The following is a 17,293-nucleotide window of genomic DNA, read 5'->3' as shown; positions in this document are numbered from 1 at the left end:
GCGGCGGAAAACAAAGCGTTCTACACAGATTTTCCACACAAACGCCGCCACACTTCCCCGGGATCGGGGCTAGCTGGGCGAGCCGGCATTGTGCACGACGGTCCCGATCTTCTCCCCCCGGACGGCGCGAAGGATATTCCCGGTCTGCCCGAAGTTGAAAACCATAATGGGAATGTTGTGTTCCATGCAGTGATGAATCGCCTGGGCATCCATCACCTGCAGGTTCTGCTTCAGCACATCCTGGAACGTGATCGACGAATAACGCACGGCGTGCGGATTCTTCGTCGGATCTTCCGAATAGACTCCGTCGACCTTGGTCGCCTTCATCAGAATGTTGGCTTCGAGTTCACGGGCACGCAGGGCAGCGGCGGTATCGGTCGTCACGAACGGACTTCCCGTGCCGGCCGCCAGAATGACCACGCGTCCCTTCTCCAGATGTCGGACACAACGCCGACGGATGAACGGCTCGGCGACACCTTCCATGCGGATGGCGGACTGCACGCGGGTCGGGACCCCTTCGTTCTCCAGCGCATCCTGCAGGGCGAGAGCATTGATCACGGTCGCCAGCATCCCCATATAATGGGCAGTCGAGGCGTGAATGGCGGCGCTGACCTGAGCGAACTGCTTCCCGCGGAGAATGTTTCCACCGCCGCAGACGATGGCCAGTTGCACTCCGGTCTCGGCGACTGATTTGATCTGCTTCGAAATCTGCGTGACTTCGGTCATGCTGATTCCTCCTTCACGTTCGCGGCAGAAACTTTCACCGCTCAGCTTCAGGAGAACCCGCCGATAGGCCGTATTGGCTTCCGAGACCATGCTGACAATCCGTGTAAAAAGGAATTCGTGCGTCGGACCGACGCAACTGTGACTGACTGAAGAATGCAGTAGAAAAGTTCCCGGCGTCCCAGCCGGGGAACCGCATCCGGCACTCCCCGGGGCATCCTGATTCACAGGCTGCGGTGGGTCAACAGTGCGGCGACCGGAATGCGGAAATCGCCGGATTCAGCGGCAGTTTCAGCGCTCGAGACGGACACCAAAACGCGAGTCTCGCCACGGCAAAATGTCGGTGTCTGCCAGCCTACTTGCCGGGCCCCAGAAAGCTGAAGAGCCGCCGTTTCGGCTTCTCGGCCGGTTCCTCTTCGCCCCCGTCGGAGACCACACCGGCGTCAATCTGCGCAGCCAGCTGCTGAATTGCCTTCGTGATTTTCGACTTGGGAAACTCGGTAACCAGCGGCACCCCGTTATTGCGGGATTCGATGACGACCGCGTATTCGTTCGGGATCTGCCAGTAGACTTCCCGACCAATCGTGTCGAGAGCCTTGTTCAGGCTGATCTGGGTTTCTCCCAGACCGGCCCGATTGATGATCACTCGGATCTTCTCGGCCTGCCCCTGATCTTCCAGAAACTGGTTGATGCGGACCACGTTTCGCAGCGACGGAAGGTCGAGCTGCGCGATCACGAAGATCTGGTCCGAGGCTTCCATCGCCGCGCGGTCCAAAGCGGTGAACGATTTGCTGACGTCGATAATCAGGTGCGTGAATGTGGCCTTGAGCAACGCAATCACGCGCTGCAGTTCTTCCGGAGTGAGCGGTGGATTCTTTTCGAGATGCACCGGGCGCGGCAGCAGAAACGCACCACAGGCATGCTGCGTCAGCGAACGTTTCAGCATCGAAAAGTCGAGCCGGTTGATATTCTCGGCGACATCCTGAATCGTGTAGTCCGGGATGATATCGAGCCAGACATCGGCATCTCCCAGTGACAAATCGAGGTCCAGCACCGCCACACTGTTCGACTTGTTGGAGGCGAGCGCACAGGCCAGATTCACCGCCAGGGAGGTGCAGCCCACGCCGCCACTGGAACCGACGATGGTCATGACCGTCGTGCCCCGCACCCGGCCATCCTTGCCGCCGGTGACACTTTGAATCCGGTCGAGTGCCGCCAGAAAGTCATCGAGATTCAGCGGTGAACTCAGAAACTCTTTGGCTCCGTTCCGCATCGCCTGCAGGATCAGTGTCCCTTCCTGCGAACGGCTGACGACCAGCACCTGACATTGCGGAGCTTCACGGGTCACTTCGGCGACCAGGGCCAGTCCCCGCTGTGGATCAGCATCGAGCGAGATCAGAGCGATCTGCGGGAGTGTCTGGGTGACGATGTCGGTGAAGAATTCGTAGCGGGCGCACTCCGCCTCCAGCCAGACGGAATCGATTCCCAACAGCAGACTCTTGATGGAGTTTCGGCTGGCATCAATGGGGTCAACAATGGCGAGGCGATAGACGTTGTTCATGATCTCTGACGCTCCATCCGGCTGACGGGTTCATCGGGTGCCGGATTTGACTGAAGACGAGCCGGGAGTGATCGGGCCGGGCAGATTGTGCCCCGCATTCACGACTCCCCCCGGGCTGTTCTTGCCCGCCGACTCAGCCGAAGCCGGGACGACGGCGCCTGGGTTGGGATTGCTTCTGCTGGCTGTGGACCGGAACGGATTAATCATCCTGGACCGTGAGGCACTGGTATTCGGATCGTCACTCACCGGCGGCGGGACGCTGGGAATATTCGGAGCCGTCGTCGGTTCCGGGGAAATCAGTCCGTCGGCGGAGGAGGGGAGTTGCGGCTGTCCAGGGAGAATCTCACCCGGCATGACGCTTCCCGGAGGACAGGCCATCTGCGGTGTCATCAGTTGCCCGGGCGGGCATCCCCCCGGGGGACATTCCGGACCAAAGTTCGGAACTTCCAGCTGTCCATCCAGAATCAGCTCGCGATCGGTCGGCATGTCGGTGTTCTGACCGGGCAATGTGGTCGGGACCTGACAGGGAAGCATGGGCGCCACCATCTGCGGCGTTACCAGAATGATAAGCTCGGTCTCTCCGATGGTGTAGCTTTTTCTGCTGAATGCAGCCCCGATCCAAGGGAGTTCTCCGAGAAAGGGAATTCGCTGCATCGTTCCGAACCGCCTCGAAGAAATCAGACCGCCGACCATCAGCGTTTCACCAAAACGCATCTCCACCTGGGTGTTGACGCGCCGAGTGGTAATCCCCGGAACGACGAAACCGTTGGTCGACACGGAATTGCTGAAGTCCCGCTCGCTCACTTCCGGCGCGACATCGAGTCGCAGCCGTCCATCACCGAGTACGACCGGAACCATTTCCATGCTGACGCCGAACTCGCGGTACTGAATCGTGACGTTCCCGAGAGATTGCGGCACGAGAATCGGGAACTCTCCCCCGGAGAGCATTGAGGCCGGTCGACCGCTGGTTGTCACGAGAATCGGTTCCGCCAGAATTTTGGCGAGACCCTCTGTCTGCAGGGCTTTGAAGAAGCCTTGAAAGATCAGTGAATTTCCCGTCAGAGCGAACTGGAGTTCGGAGCCTGACAGGGCACTGGGAAGAACAACCGGTGCTGCGGGTCCGCCAAACGGCAGAGCCCCGGCCGCTGAGATTGCATTCAGCGGCGAGATGCCACCGACCGTCTGCGCGACATAGCCGTTTTCACCGTTGAAGATGAAGTTGAACCCGAACTCGCGGAGCTTCGTCCGCTGCACTTCCGCAACTTTCACATGCAACTGAACCTGGCTGGCGCCCCCCACCTGCAGTTGTGACTGGATCAGGTCGGGCGGGTACATGGACTCCGCGATTCTCATGATCTGCGGAATGTGTGTGGGGTCGGTGACCCAGCCCCGCAGCACCACTCCATCCCGCAGGCCGGTCACTTCGATAGCGGAACCAGGAAAAAACTTGCGGAGGTAGGCTTCGAGCTCACGGGTATCGGGCTGGACGAAGAACTCGACGCTGTAAACGGCATCAAATTCGTCGACAAGCTTCAACGTTGTGACCCCGGGATTCTCGCCCCGGACGCGGATGCGGTTGGGTGAAAGAGCGGTGACGGTCAATTTGTCGGGGTTGAAACCATCGACCACTTTGATGCGCTGGGCCAGTTCGAGAATACGGCTGTCAAGATGCATCAGCGAGAGATTGGTCGTGGGCGCGATCACGCGGAAGACCTGCTCACCGGTCGTCGGTTGCTGCAACGGGGCGACTGCGGGCGTCCCAGCGGGGGCGGCCGGTGCCGAGGGAGAAGGGGGCAGCCGCTCTGGCTGCGCCACGGCAATCTGTGGCACCTGGCTGACCATCGTGGCAAACAGAATGCCGCGCAGCCAACGGGAAAGGCCATGATTTCGTGTCTTGGGCATCCTTGCACCTTCATCTCGTCAGCTGTCACCCTTTCACAGTAGCCGCTCGAGCTGAACGGACCGACTGCTCCAGAATGTCATCCACGGCGAGTGGTATACTGACCGGGATCCTGCCGTCTTCGACGACAATCCATGTCGCGAAGTCAGACTCTCGAATTCAAACTCAATTTCACGTCACTGCAGGAGTGAATCGACGCCCGTGCTCTTCCGGCCGGACGCCTTTCCCGCTCCGAGTGTTCTCATCATTTCTTCCATGGCCTTGGCGTCCATACCGACAGTGGAACCGCCGGTGGACTTTGTGGCTCCTGAAACAGGAGCGGTGACCGGACGATCCGGAGCGCGTGGCACCGGTGCAGCCCCTTGCGGCGGCTGTGACTGCACAGCAACAGGCACTCCATTCCGGATCTCGAACTCATGTGGAACCATCTGGTTGCCACTGAAGACATCCACGGTCCAGGTCGGCACCGGAGGTTCGGGGGCCGGCTCAGGTTCTACCGCGACAGGCACATGGACAACTTCCGGTGCTGGAGCAGGGGCCGGTTCCACCGGCTTGGGTTCATCAAACAGTCCCCGCGGCGCACGTTCTTCGTTGGTGTACAGGTGGTAGTTGTCCTGCAGTCCGATCGAGCCTTCCAGTTCTTCCAGAAGCTTCTCGTCGACACCTTTCGTCTTGGTGATTTCGTCATCCCCTTTGTTTCTCCAGGACAGCTGCAAGGTCCCCTTGCGCTGGGCCAGAGCCACAAAGTTCACCTGCTCGGGAGTCAGCAGCAGTGACACGTTCTTGGCGCGACTGCCATCTTTTTTCTCATCGAGTTTGGTGGCGGTGTTATTGTCGGTGGCGAACACCTCGACGTATTCCAGCAGCACCGTCGACTTGGAGATCGGCGCTCCGCGATCGCTCACTCCCTGATAGGTCACCAGCACATCAACCCGGTCGCCCGGCTTCAGCAAACCGCAGTTGGTATGCGTGTCGTCGACGTTAATGGTCCAGACCCGCATTCCTTTGGGAATCTGCACCGACTTGCCGAACTCTCCTTTTTCGGTCAGCTTCATTTTCCGGACAATGTCACCGGCGATCAGCGGCACACGGGCTGCCCGCTGATTAAAGTCTTCTTCCGTCCGGATGGCGTCCTCCGGAACAGAGTCGATCGCGCGCTCCTTGAAGGCGACGTTTTCCGTCGTCAACCGGGATCCGGTATCAATATTTTCGAGTGCCACCAGCACTTTTGCGGTCTCAATCTTGGGCGGAGGTTGCTGTCCTCCCTGCATGGCCTGCTGGACACCCAGCATCGCCACCAGGCCACAGCCTACCGCCACTGCCAGCAGGACCAGTGTTTTTGGTTTCATCTCGGACGCCTCTTACCACGAATCAGGAAGTGGGCCGCGACCGAGACGGACTTCATCAGAGTCAGAATCGGCAAGACTTGGCGGACTGCTTCACAATATGCGGGTTGTAACGACAAAAACGATCATCCGGATTCTGCGGGCGAACTACCCAAACGCCCGCAGGCCCCGTAAGCGCCGCATCCTCTCAGCAGATCTCAACCGGCATTCCCTGCCGTTCAGTAGGTGATCATGCCCGAGTACAGGAAGTAGCCGATGGATCCAATGCAGATGGGAATTCCATAAGGGAGGAGCAGCATCCGCGGCTTCCGCTCGGCAGCAATTTCCGAGAGCTTGCGGGGGTCCTTGATCGAGGTGAGTTCCATCCAGATCATCAGGAAGTTGCCGTAATGCTTGTCCCAGCTGCGGCGGGCGAGCACCATGATGATAGCCATCACAGCGCCGATGACGACGGTCCACAGGAAGGCGTACCAGGTGACGGTCGCCCCGAGCCAGGCACCGATGCCGGCCATCAGCTTGACGTCTCCGGCACCCATGCCGCCGACAGAGTAGAGCGGCAGCAGTGTGGCGAGTCCGACGACCATGCCGAGCAGTCCGGCTCCCAGTCCTTCCCAGCCACCCACCCAGGTGCTGTAGACCAGGCCGGACAGGACCATCGGGAAGGTGATCCAGTTCGGAACGCGAAGCTCTTTACCGTCGATATAGGCGGCGACGATCAGCACCGCGCAGACGAACTTCACATGCCAGTTATCAAAAATAATCGCGTGCCAATCCATCTTGCCATCCTTATGTCTCGCGGCCCGCAACGACTCAGCGTCGGGCCGGAAGTTATTTCGAGTGTGTGCTGGGAAACACGAACGTTCACAACTTCGAGAGGCTGCGGATACGGTTGCACAGGGGGGTGCGTTCTGTATCCAGCGGGTCAGCGGAGAAGTTCTCTGCCGACCTGATGCAATCGGAACCAAGGCCGTGCTTTGGTGCGGACAGGGCGGGATTCCGGCAGGACGTCTCTCAGGAAGAAACGGATTGCTGGCAACCTGTCAGCAGCAACAGCATTAGCGGACCGAATACATGGCCCATCCCGCAAGAACGAAGGGAATCAGCTGCAAGGCAGGCAGCGATCCGAGATCGATCCAAAAGGGAATCATGGCAGTCTCCTTCAGCGTGCCGTGAAATCAACAAAACTTGGTGAGCTACTGACGGATCAACCGCCCGGCCGAGTTGTCCCGACCGGGCGGCGAACCTTGATTCTTTGTAATGATGAACTCTTCAGCACTCAGACTTATGTCAACGCGTTGCCGATTTCGTTGAACTTGGTGTTCGCGTTGGTTCCGATCGCCTTGATGGCGGTCAGACAGACGATCACGATCAGGGCGAGCATGACGGCGTATTCGACAGCGGTCGGGCCATCTTCGCTCTTCAGGAACTTCTTGACACTCAGGGCGATGTTCTTCATCTCTCGTTCTCTCTCTTGGTTTTTCGACCGGGCTCTCACCTCCGGCCAAACGATTAGAAACGATCTGTCCGAGACCTCGGACATGCACAAATCGTCTCGTCATCTTCACGTGACGTTGATGTGGGAGGGCGTTAAAGCTCGCCGCACTTCACCAGAAACCTAGGTCAGAATTTCTTCACAAGCTGTGGTTTCTTGAAGAATTTTTTTGCTGGCTGGCTGGCGGCAACTCCGCCCGCTACAGGCAGAACAGACATTTCACATCAACCGACTTTCACGCCGACCAGCCGGCAACACCGGGCTCCGACAGCCGCCCGGATGCATCCAACTTCTCAGGGTGGGGTCTCAGCTCCACACACATTCGCCCGCACAAATTGTGTGTCCGTGAGAACCTGCTCCTGCACCGCTACCGAACGCCGACCCATGACGCATGTCAAGACCGCGGAAGATCAGCTGGCCTCCCACCCTCGCCCGCCAAGACACGCGATGATCCGGTGTTCGACTCGGTTCACCCAACCCTAGGTTGAAATCCGGGAAAAGCAAAAATCCCGTACAGATTTCCAAGTCAGTTCCGCCGTGCGGACCCCTGCAGATGGACAACCGCCATAATCCCTACAAAGCGGCATTGCTGTGTTGCGAAAAAGCGACATTCGCTGCCCGGTGTCCGCGTCAGACGCTGATCAGATCACCCGCAGCGGAGAATTCCTTGGAGTCGAGCAGTTCACGACCTTCGATGACACACTCGTCGAGTTCGCGCTTCTTCGGACAGCCATAGACGTTCCACCAGTCATGGGCGACTTCGCTGCTCCACTCGTCGGCGCTGGCACAGGAAAGCAATGCCCGCCGGAGCGCGGAAATCGACTGGTACCGGTTGCGAGGATCCTTCTCCAGGCAGTGCATGACGACACTCTCCAGATCGGACGGGATTCCCGGGACGATCGAAGAGGGAAGTGCCGGGGTCCGCTGGGCGTGTGCGAGAATCAGCTTGATCGCCTTGTCTTCCACGAACGGGGGCTGCCCCGTCAACAGGAAGTAGGCGACACATCCAAGCGAGTAGATGTCACTGCGGGCGTCGATGTTGTCTCCGGTGGCCTGTTCCGGGGAGAGATACAGCGGGGAACCGGTCACCATTCCCGCCTGAGTCAGGCGGACATCGACTTCCGAGTTCTCCGTCCGCACGAGGCCGAAGTCCAACAGCTTCGCCACGTCATAAACGCCCCCCAGCTTGGCCGCGAAGATGTTCCCGGGCTTCAGATCACGATGGATCATGTTCTGGGAATGGGCTTCGGCGAGGGCACTGCAGGTTTGCGCGAGCAGCGAAATGACGCGACCGGCGGGCATTGGGCCGTGTCGTTCCACCAGCTGGTCCAGACTCATTCCGGGCAGATACTCCATGACGTAATAAAACGTGCCGTCATCGGCCCGGCCATAGTCGAAGATTTCGACCGTATTCCAGTGAGTCAGCTTGGCGGTCGATTGCACTTCCCGTTCAAAACGGGCAAGGGTATCCGGGTCGCCAGCGATTTCGGGACGGATCAGCTTGATCGCACAGGGCCGCTTCAGCATCAGGTGCTCGGCGAGGTAGACCTCGCCCATCCCCCCTTTGCCCAGCAGTCGCTTCAGTCGATATTGCCCGAGCTTCTTCGCTTCAAAGGCCTTCGATCGAAGCACGTTGATGGTTTTGACACCCCAGACCGCGATGGTCGCTCCGAACGCCATCACCATCGCCGCTTCAAGGATCACAAAATGGAAATCGCCGCTGCTCTTCATTAACTCGGAGACATCCGGCGAGGTCGCCCAGGCGAACAGGATCGTCCCGGCGGGAGCCAGAGCAGGGGGCAGAATCATGACCAGCGCGCGTTGCCATGTATTCGGAATAAACAGCGCGTAGGTAAAAATCAGGATAAGCCACGGCACCGTGATCGGCGGCAGGTAACCCCGCTGCGCCCCGTACACGAGCGAGCAATAACCAACGACCGTAAACAGGATCGCTGGTGAGCCGAAGATCAGCATCTCCACCAGCCGCAGATTGCGGAGTGTCTTTTCACACCTGGCCTGAATCCGCAGTGCGAGAAAGCCGGTGATGGCGGTCACCCCCGCCAGCAGCGGGAGCATGATCCATTCCTGATTCGCCGTCCGCTGCGTCGGCAGGAACAGACCCTTCGCGAGAAAGGCAGCAAATCCGGCGGAAAGAATGAGTGAAGAAAGTCGCAGCCGTTCGGTTAACAGCTGGCTGGTTTCGCCGCTGTAATCGATGCTGCTGCCGCTGACGAGAGCGACAGCGGCCCCTTTTTTCCCAGGCTTTTTCTCCGCTGCTGCGCCCAAGGCGGGCATCAGCATCGTCTGTTCGAGATTGGGATTCGTCGGCTTGGTTGGGGGCATAAATGAGACTTTCAAGCTCCCGGACGGGGCAGGTACGGGACGGGTTTCCGTCGTCGTGACACGCCGCGTCGGGGGCATCATAGCACTCCAGATCGGAAGGTCACGCTCCTCTCTGGAGCGATCCCGGAGCGAACCGCGGGTCCGGTGTCGGGTGTCTCCCTTCAAATCCCGCCCACATAATGGATTTCGACAATCCCAAGTGTCCGTTATCTTTTTTCATCACATGTCAATTTTGGAGCAGGACACATCGCCATGCCGTCTGAATCGCTCGTAGCGCCCCCCTGGATGAAGCTGGTTCTGCGCAGTGCCGGTGTTTACAACATCATCTGGGGCTTATGGGTGATTGGCTGGCCGCAAGCCTCGTTGCGGGTTTCCGGATTCGCACCGGAGGGTCACCATCCGGCGCTCTGGCAGTGCCTGGGAATGGTGATTGGCGTCTATGGCGTCGGCTATTGGCTCGCAGCCCGCGATCCCTATCGTCACTGGCCGATGGTCTTCGTCGGCCTGCTGGGAAAGGTGCTGGGCCCGGTGGGTATGGCCGTCAGCGTGGCACAGGGGACACTGCCTCCCAGTGCCGCCCGACTCCTGATCTGCAATGACCTGATCTGGTGGATTCCCTTCACGATGATTCTGTGGGGTGCCGTCCGCTTTCATTCATCTCAGGTCGAGAATCCGTCTGGTTCGGAGAGTTTCAAATCTCTGCTCCATTCGTTCCGCAGCCAGAACGGGAATTCACTGCTCGAACTCTCGACACAGCAGCCGCACCTTGTCGTCTTCCTGCGGCATGCAGGGTGCACGTTCTGTCGCGAGGCACTGTCCGATCTGGCCGCCTGGCGCAGAGCCGCCCGGTCCCGCGGAGAAACGCCGATGCCCCTCGCGCTGGTGCATATGAGTCCCGAGGTCGAGATTGCCCCTCTGTTCGCCCGTTACGAATTGCAGGCCGCCGAGAGATTCAGCGACCCCGATCAGCAGCTTTATCGGGCTTTCGATCTGCGGCTCGGTCGTTTCACCGATCTGTTTGGAGCCTCTGTCATCAGCCGCGGATTGCGTGCAGCCTTGCTGGAAGGACACGGTTTCGGTCCGATTCAAGGGAACGGCTTCCGCATGCCCGGAGTTTTCGTACTCGATCAGGGAAAGATCATCCGCAGCTATCGACATGAGACCGCTGCGGATCGACCAGACTATGCGGAGCTGGCTTGCCCCCTCCCGTCCGGGTGAATCCCGATTAAACATTCATCACAATGGTCGCAGGGACCTGTCAATGCGGGCGCCCCGTTTTTGCGGCGACGTCCTTGCAGGCTAAAAGTTAAACCGGGTCAGGTGCTTGAGATTCTGGACCCGACCTGCAGGGAGGCGACCCTGCGACAGCTCAATAATATTCTCGGCGGCCATCGTCAGAGCGTCCCGCTGCGATTCCTCATCCAGTCCGGCAACGTGGCCTGACAGCAGAATGTTGGACAGCGTCAGCAACGGGCTGGTCAACGGCAGCGGTTCAATCTGATAGACGTCGAGTGCCGCAGAGCGTAAGTGTCCGGACTTGAGTGCCTCGTACAGCGCGTCTTCATCGACCAGTCCCCCCCGGGCGGCATTGATGAAGATCGATCCGGGCTTCATCTGTGCGAACCGGGCCGCGTTCATCATCCTGGCATCCTGCGCGGAGTAAGGATTGTGCAACGAGACATAATCCGCTGTTGCCAGCACTTCGTCGAACGACACGATCTGTACCGGATATTTTTTCAGGAATTCGGTGGGGGGATAGGGATCGCTGGCAATCACCTTCAGCCCCAGTCCCAATGCCCGGACGGCGACCGCCTGACCGGTCCGACCGAGTCCCACGAGTCCCAGGGTTCGCCCCAGCATGCGGGGGGTGGCGATGCGTTTCCACCGGCCGGTCCGCACGCGCTGATCAAGATCGGGATACCCCCGCGCCACGGCCATCAGCATGGCCATGGTCTGCTCCGCGACCGCCTCATGATTCACGCCGGGGGTCGTCACGACGGCGATCTGTCGTTCATCGCAGGCCGCCAGATCGACCGCGTCGTAGCCGACGCCGGTGCGGGCAATCACCCTCAGTTCCGGCGACGCTTCGATCACCTGCCGGGTGTATGGCTCCGACCCGGCAATCACGCCCGCACACCCCGCGAGCTGTGAGATGAGGGCGTCCGCCTGCCAGTAATTCAGCGTCCGGTCTCCGGGAAGGACTTCAAAACCGGCAGACTGCAACAGGGGGAAATGGGGACCTTCATCAGATTCCAAGGCGCAGCAGCGGATTTTCATAGCCAGCCAGCTTGAGGGGTGTGGGGGACGAGGGAGGCATGAATCTAATCGATTGATAACTCGAACGGAAACGCATCGCCAACCTTCAATCTTTGCCTGTGCCGTACAGGTTCCCCGATCAGCAGCTTCACCGAAAAGAACCGCGGCCGGAGCAGTTCAAGATGAAATCTGCCATTTCGGCTCCTTTACACGCCGAAATTGACCTGTAAATTTTGCAGTTCGAGGTAAGATGTCGACAGATCTCGCCTCGTCTGGCCCCGGAAGTCCTGTCACTCATGGCCCGCTGCGGACGGTTCCGCCGGCAGCCCGACAGGATTCCTCCTCCACCTCCTTATGTAGTGAAGACGTCTCTCGTGGCAGTGAATCACGCCGATCCCAGCGCCATCGCCATCAATGTGCTGATTGTCGACGACGATGAACCGCATGCTCAGGCTGTGGCCGATTCCCTGGAGGCCCTCTACTGCGACTGCACAATCGCCAGTTCAGGGAGTCGGGGCGCAGAACTGATCGAAAGCCAGAACTACGACATCATCATTACCGATCTGAAAATGGATGACGTCGATGGCCTGGGGATCCTCCGCAAAGCCAAAGATGAACTCCCCGATGCGGAAGTGATCGTCCTGACCGCGCACAGCTCGATTCCCTCGGTGGTCACCGCCATGCAGGGGGGGGCGTATACCTATCTCACCAAGCCGCTGGATATTCAGGAGCTGCGAAGCGCCGTCGACAAAGCGAGCAGCCGCATTCGCCTTCTCCGCAGAAATATCGCCCTCAGCAAGGGGCTTGATGAGAAGTTCGGTTTTGAAGGAGTCATCGGCAACAGCCCCGCCATGCACCGGGTGATCGAGCAACTCAAGAACCTCGCCCCCACCGATACCACCGTGCTGATTCTGGGAGAGAGCGGCACCGGGAAGGAACTGGTGGCCCGCGCCCTGCATCAGAACAGCCCCCGCAAGAGCAAGCCGTTTGTTCCCCTGAATATCTCCGCTCTGCCGGAGAGCATTCTCGAAAGCGAATTGTGGGGGCACGAACCGGGAGCATTTACCGGCGCTGCCACGCGCCGCATCGGCAAGTTTGAACATGCCAACGGGGGAACGCTGTTTCTGGATGAAGTGGGCGAAATGCCCATGGAAACACAGATCAAACTGTTGCGGGTGCTCGAAGATCGCAAGATCACGCGACTCGGCTCAAACGAAGAGCGTTCCATCAATGTCCGCCTGGTGGCAGCCACGAATGCGGACCTCAAGGCGATGATGGAGAAGGGGGAGTTTCGCAGCGACCTGTATTATCGTCTCAGCGTCGTCACGATCTCGCTCCCCCCCTTGCGGGAACGTCGTGAGGACATTCCGCTGCTGATCGAACACTTCCTCAAAGAGTTCTGCAAGCGGAACGGTCGGGAAGTGGAGGGAATCAGCCGCGCTGCCCGACAGGTGCTGATGTCGTTTGAATGGCCCGGTAACATCCGTCAGCTGCGGAATGTGATCGAAGGAATGCTGGCGCTCGACAACGATGGCCGACTGGATGTCGATGACCTCCCGATGGAACTCGCCACGCTGGCGGGGCGGGCCTCGGACGGCCTCGCTTACGCTTCCGGCACCGACATGCTGATCGGTCGACCGTTTGAAGAGGTCGAGAAATATTACATCGCCCGGGCCCTGGAACTGACCGGGGGCAAGCGGGAAGAAGCCGCCCGTTTGCTCGGCATCGGCGAGCGGACGATGTATCGCAAAATCAAAGAGTTCGACCTGAAGTAGTTGGCTGCGGACGTATCAGTCGGATGATTTGTCGGTGGGTCGAATCTCCGCCGTCGACGCGCGAATGACTTTCAGTTGATGTTCCCGCCGGCGGCGTTGCAGCGGGGTGACTCGATCTTCTGATATTCCCGGTCGACGCGCGTTCCACAATCGCCGCAGGCCGACGGCAATGCCGGTCAAGCCCAGCCCTTTGAAGACGAGCAGGGCAGGGGGGGAATACCAGGCACCGGTTTTTATCTCGATCAGGTCGGAAAGACCGAAGGCGAAATACGAGACCACCAGCAGCCAGCGAACGAACGGAGTCAGGCCCCGCACGTTCCCGGCCAGGAAGGTTCCGATCCCCAGGACAAACCACAGGCAGGCTTCGAGAAAGTTGCCGACAACAACAAGCTCCATGCGTCCGGACTCCGGTGCCGGGGACAATGGGAAAAGCCCGCCCCGTCTTTGAAAAAACGTGGCGGGCGGATGCAAATCTCTCGTGACACTGCAATCCGGAAGTTATTTCTTCAGCAACTCCGGAAGAGCTTTCTTCAGGTCGTCGACCGAAGCACTCGAATTCACCACGCGGCCACTCTTGTCGACGAGGAACATCGTCGGCAATGAGATCACCCCGAATTCAATGGCCGGACGGCTTTCGAGCCCCCCCTGTTCGTGAATCTGCGGCCAGACCACGCGATAGTTCTGCAGATACTGCTGAATCGGTGCTCCCGGCGAATCGAGATTTACGCCGACGATTTCAAAACCTTCCTTCTGGTACGTCTGATACAGCTGCTGGATCTGCGGCAGATCTTCCGTGCACGGTTTGCACCAGGTCGCCCAGAAGATCACCGCCAGCACCTTGCCGCGGTAGGCAGCGGTATTGATCTTGCCACCCGCGAGGTTCGCTCCTTCAAAGGCGAAGGGCTTGCCGGCCAGTTCCAGCCGTTTGAGCGACCCCGCTGCCCGAGTGGCGGCCGAGGCTTTCGGATATCCTTCCACCAGCTTCTGATACCAGCCCGTCGCTTCCTTCACATGTCCGACGAACTCATTGGTGATCGCCAGCTGCAACAGCGCATCCGCGGCATCGGGAGACTGGGCAAATTCCTGCACGAACCCTTCCAGTGATTTCACCCAGTTTTCCTGGACCTTGGCCCGCTCGGCAGCGCCGGCCTGGCTGCTGGCCTGCAACTCAATATTGTATTCCGCCACCAGACGCTGAAACACGGCATAGGCGAGCAGCTCCTGATCCTCACGGTTCTGACGCAGGGCCTGCTCAGCCGCTTTCAGCTCCGCCAGTGCATTGGGATAAGTTCCCATCTGCGCAGCAGCACCAATCAGTGCGAGCCGCTGCCGTTGCCATTCCTGACGTTCTTCTTCTGTTCCGGATTCTTTCGCCAGCTGCTCCAGCAGTTTGGCTCGAGCGACGTTATACGCGGAGATCTCTTCCGGCTTGGCCGTCATTGGCGGCGCCTTGGCATCCAGTTCGGTCATCTGGGCGATCAGCTCCTGCAGACGAGGGCTGAAGGCGGAACTGGGAGTTCCGGCGGCGGCGATCGTTGGCTGGAAGAGCGCTCCGGCGTCGGCCAGTTCGAGCTTGTCCCCTTCGGCCGGCTGCGGCACCTGGGTCAGTTTCCAGACATTGCCGATCCGGACCATCTCACCGATGTGCACGAAGCCGGACTGTCCGCCGTTGTCGACGGTGGCCATCACGTTTTCATAGACGAGCAGGTCACTGCCGGTCTTTCCGGTTTCTTTCGGAATGAGGCAGGGCATGAGCATGGAACAGTCGAACCGGCTCCAGGTCGTCGTCGGCGTGATGGTTTTGGTGGTGGAGACAACCTGCCGGAACTTCGTGCTGGCATCGCGGATATTATTATTCAACCGCGTGGCAGGCTCGCCGGTAATTCCCAGCGACTTGATTTCCTCCGGCGTGATCATGACCGCCAGAAACCGTTTTTCGTCGCGGTTGGCCATCGCGAGAATCGCTTCACGGGTCGCTTCTTCCGCGGAGAGAATTTTCCAGCTGTCGATGCGGCGATCCTTATTCTCGTCAACTCCCCAGCGGCTTCCTCCCATGTTCATCCAGCGGAACTGGTCGACTTCGTTATCGCCATCGGTGTCGATATCGCGGTAGATCTCCAAACCGTTTTTGAAGTAGCGATATTCATCCACTTTGCGGTCGTTATTGGTATCGATAAACCGCCGCAAGATCTGCCCGGCAGGTCCATAGACCACCCAGGCGGAGCCTTCGCTTTCCAGTTTGCACTGTGCCATCTCGGCAGGAGCGGGGGTTTCGATATCGACCCCCGGCTGGACCGGCTGATACCCGAGAACCGCCTCGGCGGTCACGCCCCCCTTGGGTTCCGCAGCAATTCCTGTCGCGGCAGAAGCGAAAACGAAAGCCGCGCATCCGCACACGTTCAAAAGTCTGGGCAGCATTGTTCCAAAACTCCTTTTCGGATCGTCAGCGATCCTGAACTCATCAACACGGGGTCCGTTCCGGTGATTCGGCAGCGCCTCACAGCCAGAGCCCGACAGATTGCCCGGTAACGGGAGAAAATCTTCGTCCCCTCCCGAATGCCTGGACTGCCGCAGGTTCCCGCTCCGGCAGCCGAAGCGCGCGGAGCCAGACTGTTTGGCAGCGGCAAAATTCTAGAGAAGTCCGGAAATTCAGTCAGGACCAGTTTCCGCGGATCCCCAAAACCGGCAGAGCCGATTCCCGAATCGGGAGAGACCGCGCATTCCGGTAGGCAATCGTCTCAGCTCGCGGCACGTCTCAGACAGGTCAGTCTTCCTCGTCATTCATGATCCGCCGGTAGCTTTCATAGCGGAGAGGAGAAATTCGACCCGCCGCCACCGCAGCCTGCACGCCGCACTCATGTTCATGCAGATGCAGGCAATCGGGAAACCGGCAGCGGGGGACATAGGGACGGAATTCGATGAACAGACCCTCGAGCTCCGGCTTTGAGACATTCCACAACTGCAACTGACGGATTCCAGGGGTGTCGACCACCCAGCCTCCCCCTTCGAGCGGAAGGAGTTCGGTCACGCGGGTGGTGTGCCGCCCTTTGCCGCTGTCGCTGCTGACATCGCCGACCGAACGTCCCAGTCCCGGCTGCACGGCGTTGAGCAGCGACGACTTGCCGACGCCACTCTGGCCGGTGAAGACGGTTTCCCGGTTCCGCAATAATCGACGGAGCTGCGGGAGACCGGCCCCTGTCAGGGCGTTCGTCAGCAAGGTTTCGTAGCCCAGCTGGGCGTATTGTCCAATGATGGGCTGCAAACGTGTCTGGTCACCGAGATCTGCCTTATTCAGACAGACGATTCCACGGATGCCCCCCTTTTCGACGCTGCAGAGGAACCGGTCGATGAGCCCGGGCTTCAGTGGCGGATCATTGACCGAGGCCACGATCACCGCCTGCTCGACATTGGCCACGATGACATGCGCGTAGCGCCGGCTCCCACGGCTGAGGACCGTGCTGCGGGGCTCGACCCGTTCGATCACTCCGGCGTCTGTCCCTTCGGGAGCGAACAAGACGCGGTCACCTGCCACGACAGCACTGCGGGTCTCGCGGAGCAGGGTTCGCACCAGTCGGCGGACACTGCAGAGAAAGATCTCACCGGTTGCCGCCTGCACCCGGATCTGATTGGCACCGACGGCGGCGAGGACCCGTCCCTGCAGACAGTCCTGTTCGCTGGCGACCCGCGTCAGTTCACTCGAACCGTCTTCTTCGGTGAGGATCGTGCGATGACGGGTCAACTCCCCTTTGCCGGAGAGCCGTTCGCCGGTCGACAGGTCGGCCAGATCTTCGACTTCCTGAGCCTGACGCGTCAGATCGTGATGGCGGGTTCTGTTGCCGCGATTTTTCTTGAAGGCCAGTCGAACCTTCTTCCCCTGTTTCTTCGCGGCAGCCACGG

At 59.6% G+C, this 17,293-nt stretch carries 13 protein-coding genes; 2 read left to right on the top strand and 11 right to left on the bottom strand.

What is annotated here, in order from left to right; translation table 11 throughout:
* Nucleotides 1-69: 69 nt before the first annotated feature.
* The 7 genes from pyrH to SH664x_RS15230 all read right to left on the bottom strand — a co-directional run bounded on the left by pyrH (nucleotide 70) and on the right by SH664x_RS15230 (nucleotide 9,365).
* Nucleotides 70-816: a UMP kinase gene (gene pyrH / locus SH664x_RS15260; RefSeq protein ID WP_437202341.1), complete on the bottom strand. Its 747-nt coding sequence runs from the start codon at nucleotides 814-816 to the stop codon at nucleotides 70-72.
* Between the two features lie 262 nt (nucleotides 817-1,078).
* A complete protein-coding gene (locus SH664x_RS15255) occupies nucleotides 1,079-2,284 on the bottom strand; it encodes an AAA family ATPase (RefSeq protein ID WP_437202340.1) in 1,206 nt (401 codons plus the stop codon).
* 30 nt (nucleotides 2,285-2,314) lie between these two features.
* A complete protein-coding gene (locus tag SH664x_RS15250; RefSeq protein ID WP_437202338.1) occupies nucleotides 2,315-4,186 on the bottom strand; it encodes a type II and III secretion system protein family protein in 1,872 nt (623 codons plus the stop codon).
* 174 nt (nucleotides 4,187-4,360) lie between these two features.
* Entirely contained in the window at nucleotides 4,361-5,533 is a 1,173-nt protein-coding gene (cpaB, locus tag SH664x_RS15245) for a Flp pilus assembly protein CpaB (RefSeq protein WP_437202336.1), read from the bottom strand.
* A gap of 215 nt (nucleotides 5,534-5,748) precedes the next feature.
* Entirely contained in the window at nucleotides 5,749-6,306 is a 558-nt protein-coding gene (locus tag SH664x_RS15240; protein ID WP_437202335.1) for an A24 family peptidase, read from the bottom strand.
* Between the two features lie 506 nt (nucleotides 6,307-6,812).
* Entirely contained in the window at nucleotides 6,813-6,986 is a 174-nt protein-coding gene (locus SH664x_RS15235) for a Flp family type IVb pilin (protein ID WP_437202334.1), read from the bottom strand.
* A gap of 666 nt (nucleotides 6,987-7,652) precedes the next feature.
* Nucleotides 7,653-9,365: a serine/threonine-protein kinase gene (locus SH664x_RS15230; protein WP_437202332.1), complete on the bottom strand. Its 1,713-nt coding sequence runs from the start codon at nucleotides 9,363-9,365 to the stop codon at nucleotides 7,653-7,655.
* A gap of 252 nt (nucleotides 9,366-9,617) precedes the next feature.
* On the opposite strand from SH664x_RS15230, the gene SH664x_RS15225 reads away from it, so the two are divergent.
* Nucleotides 9,618-10,583, top strand: coding sequence for a SelL-related redox protein (locus SH664x_RS15225; protein ID WP_437202331.1), 966 nt, complete (start codon nucleotides 9,618-9,620; stop codon nucleotides 10,581-10,583).
* An 81-nt stretch (nucleotides 10,584-10,664) separates the two neighbouring features.
* On the opposite strand, the gene SH664x_RS15220 is transcribed toward SH664x_RS15225, so the two are convergent.
* Complete coding sequence (locus tag SH664x_RS15220) at nucleotides 10,665-11,642, bottom strand: phosphoglycerate dehydrogenase (protein WP_437202329.1); 978 nt, start codon at nucleotides 11,640-11,642, stop codon at nucleotides 10,665-10,667.
* Nucleotides 11,643-11,995: 353 nt separating this feature from the next.
* Here SH664x_RS15220 and SH664x_RS15215 point away from each other — a divergent pair, with 353 nt between their 5' ends.
* Nucleotides 11,996-13,396 carry a sigma-54-dependent transcriptional regulator gene (locus SH664x_RS15215; RefSeq protein ID WP_437202328.1) on the top strand — a complete coding sequence of 467 codons (1,401 nt, stop codon included), beginning with the start codon at nucleotides 11,996-11,998 and terminating at the stop codon, nucleotides 13,394-13,396.
* Nucleotides 13,397-13,411: 15 nt separating this feature from the next.
* Here SH664x_RS15215 and SH664x_RS15210 read toward each other — a convergent pair whose 3' ends face one another.
* The 3 genes from SH664x_RS15210 to rsgA all read right to left on the bottom strand — a co-directional run bounded on the left by SH664x_RS15210 (nucleotide 13,412) and on the right by rsgA (nucleotide 17,291).
* A complete protein-coding gene (locus tag SH664x_RS15210; protein ID WP_437202326.1) occupies nucleotides 13,412-13,792 on the bottom strand; it encodes a hypothetical protein in 381 nt (126 codons plus the stop codon).
* A 102-nt stretch (nucleotides 13,793-13,894) separates the two neighbouring features.
* Complete coding sequence (locus SH664x_RS15205) at nucleotides 13,895-15,814, bottom strand: redoxin domain-containing protein (protein WP_437202324.1); 1,920 nt, start codon at nucleotides 15,812-15,814, stop codon at nucleotides 13,895-13,897.
* A gap of 346 nt (nucleotides 15,815-16,160) precedes the next feature.
* Nucleotides 16,161-17,291, bottom strand: coding sequence for a ribosome small subunit-dependent GTPase A (gene rsgA, locus SH664x_RS15200; protein WP_437202323.1), 1,131 nt, complete (start codon nucleotides 17,289-17,291; stop codon nucleotides 16,161-16,163).
* Between the last annotated feature and the right edge of the window lie 2 nt (nucleotides 17,292-17,293).

It is taken from the genome of Planctomicrobium aquicomposti, assembly GCF_051466325.1.
Classification (GTDB): Bacteria; Planctomycetota; Planctomycetia; order Planctomycetales; family Planctomycetaceae; genus Planctomicrobium.
Note: the sequence above shows the minus strand (reverse complement) of the source record. Positions and strands in the feature narration are given on the sequence as shown.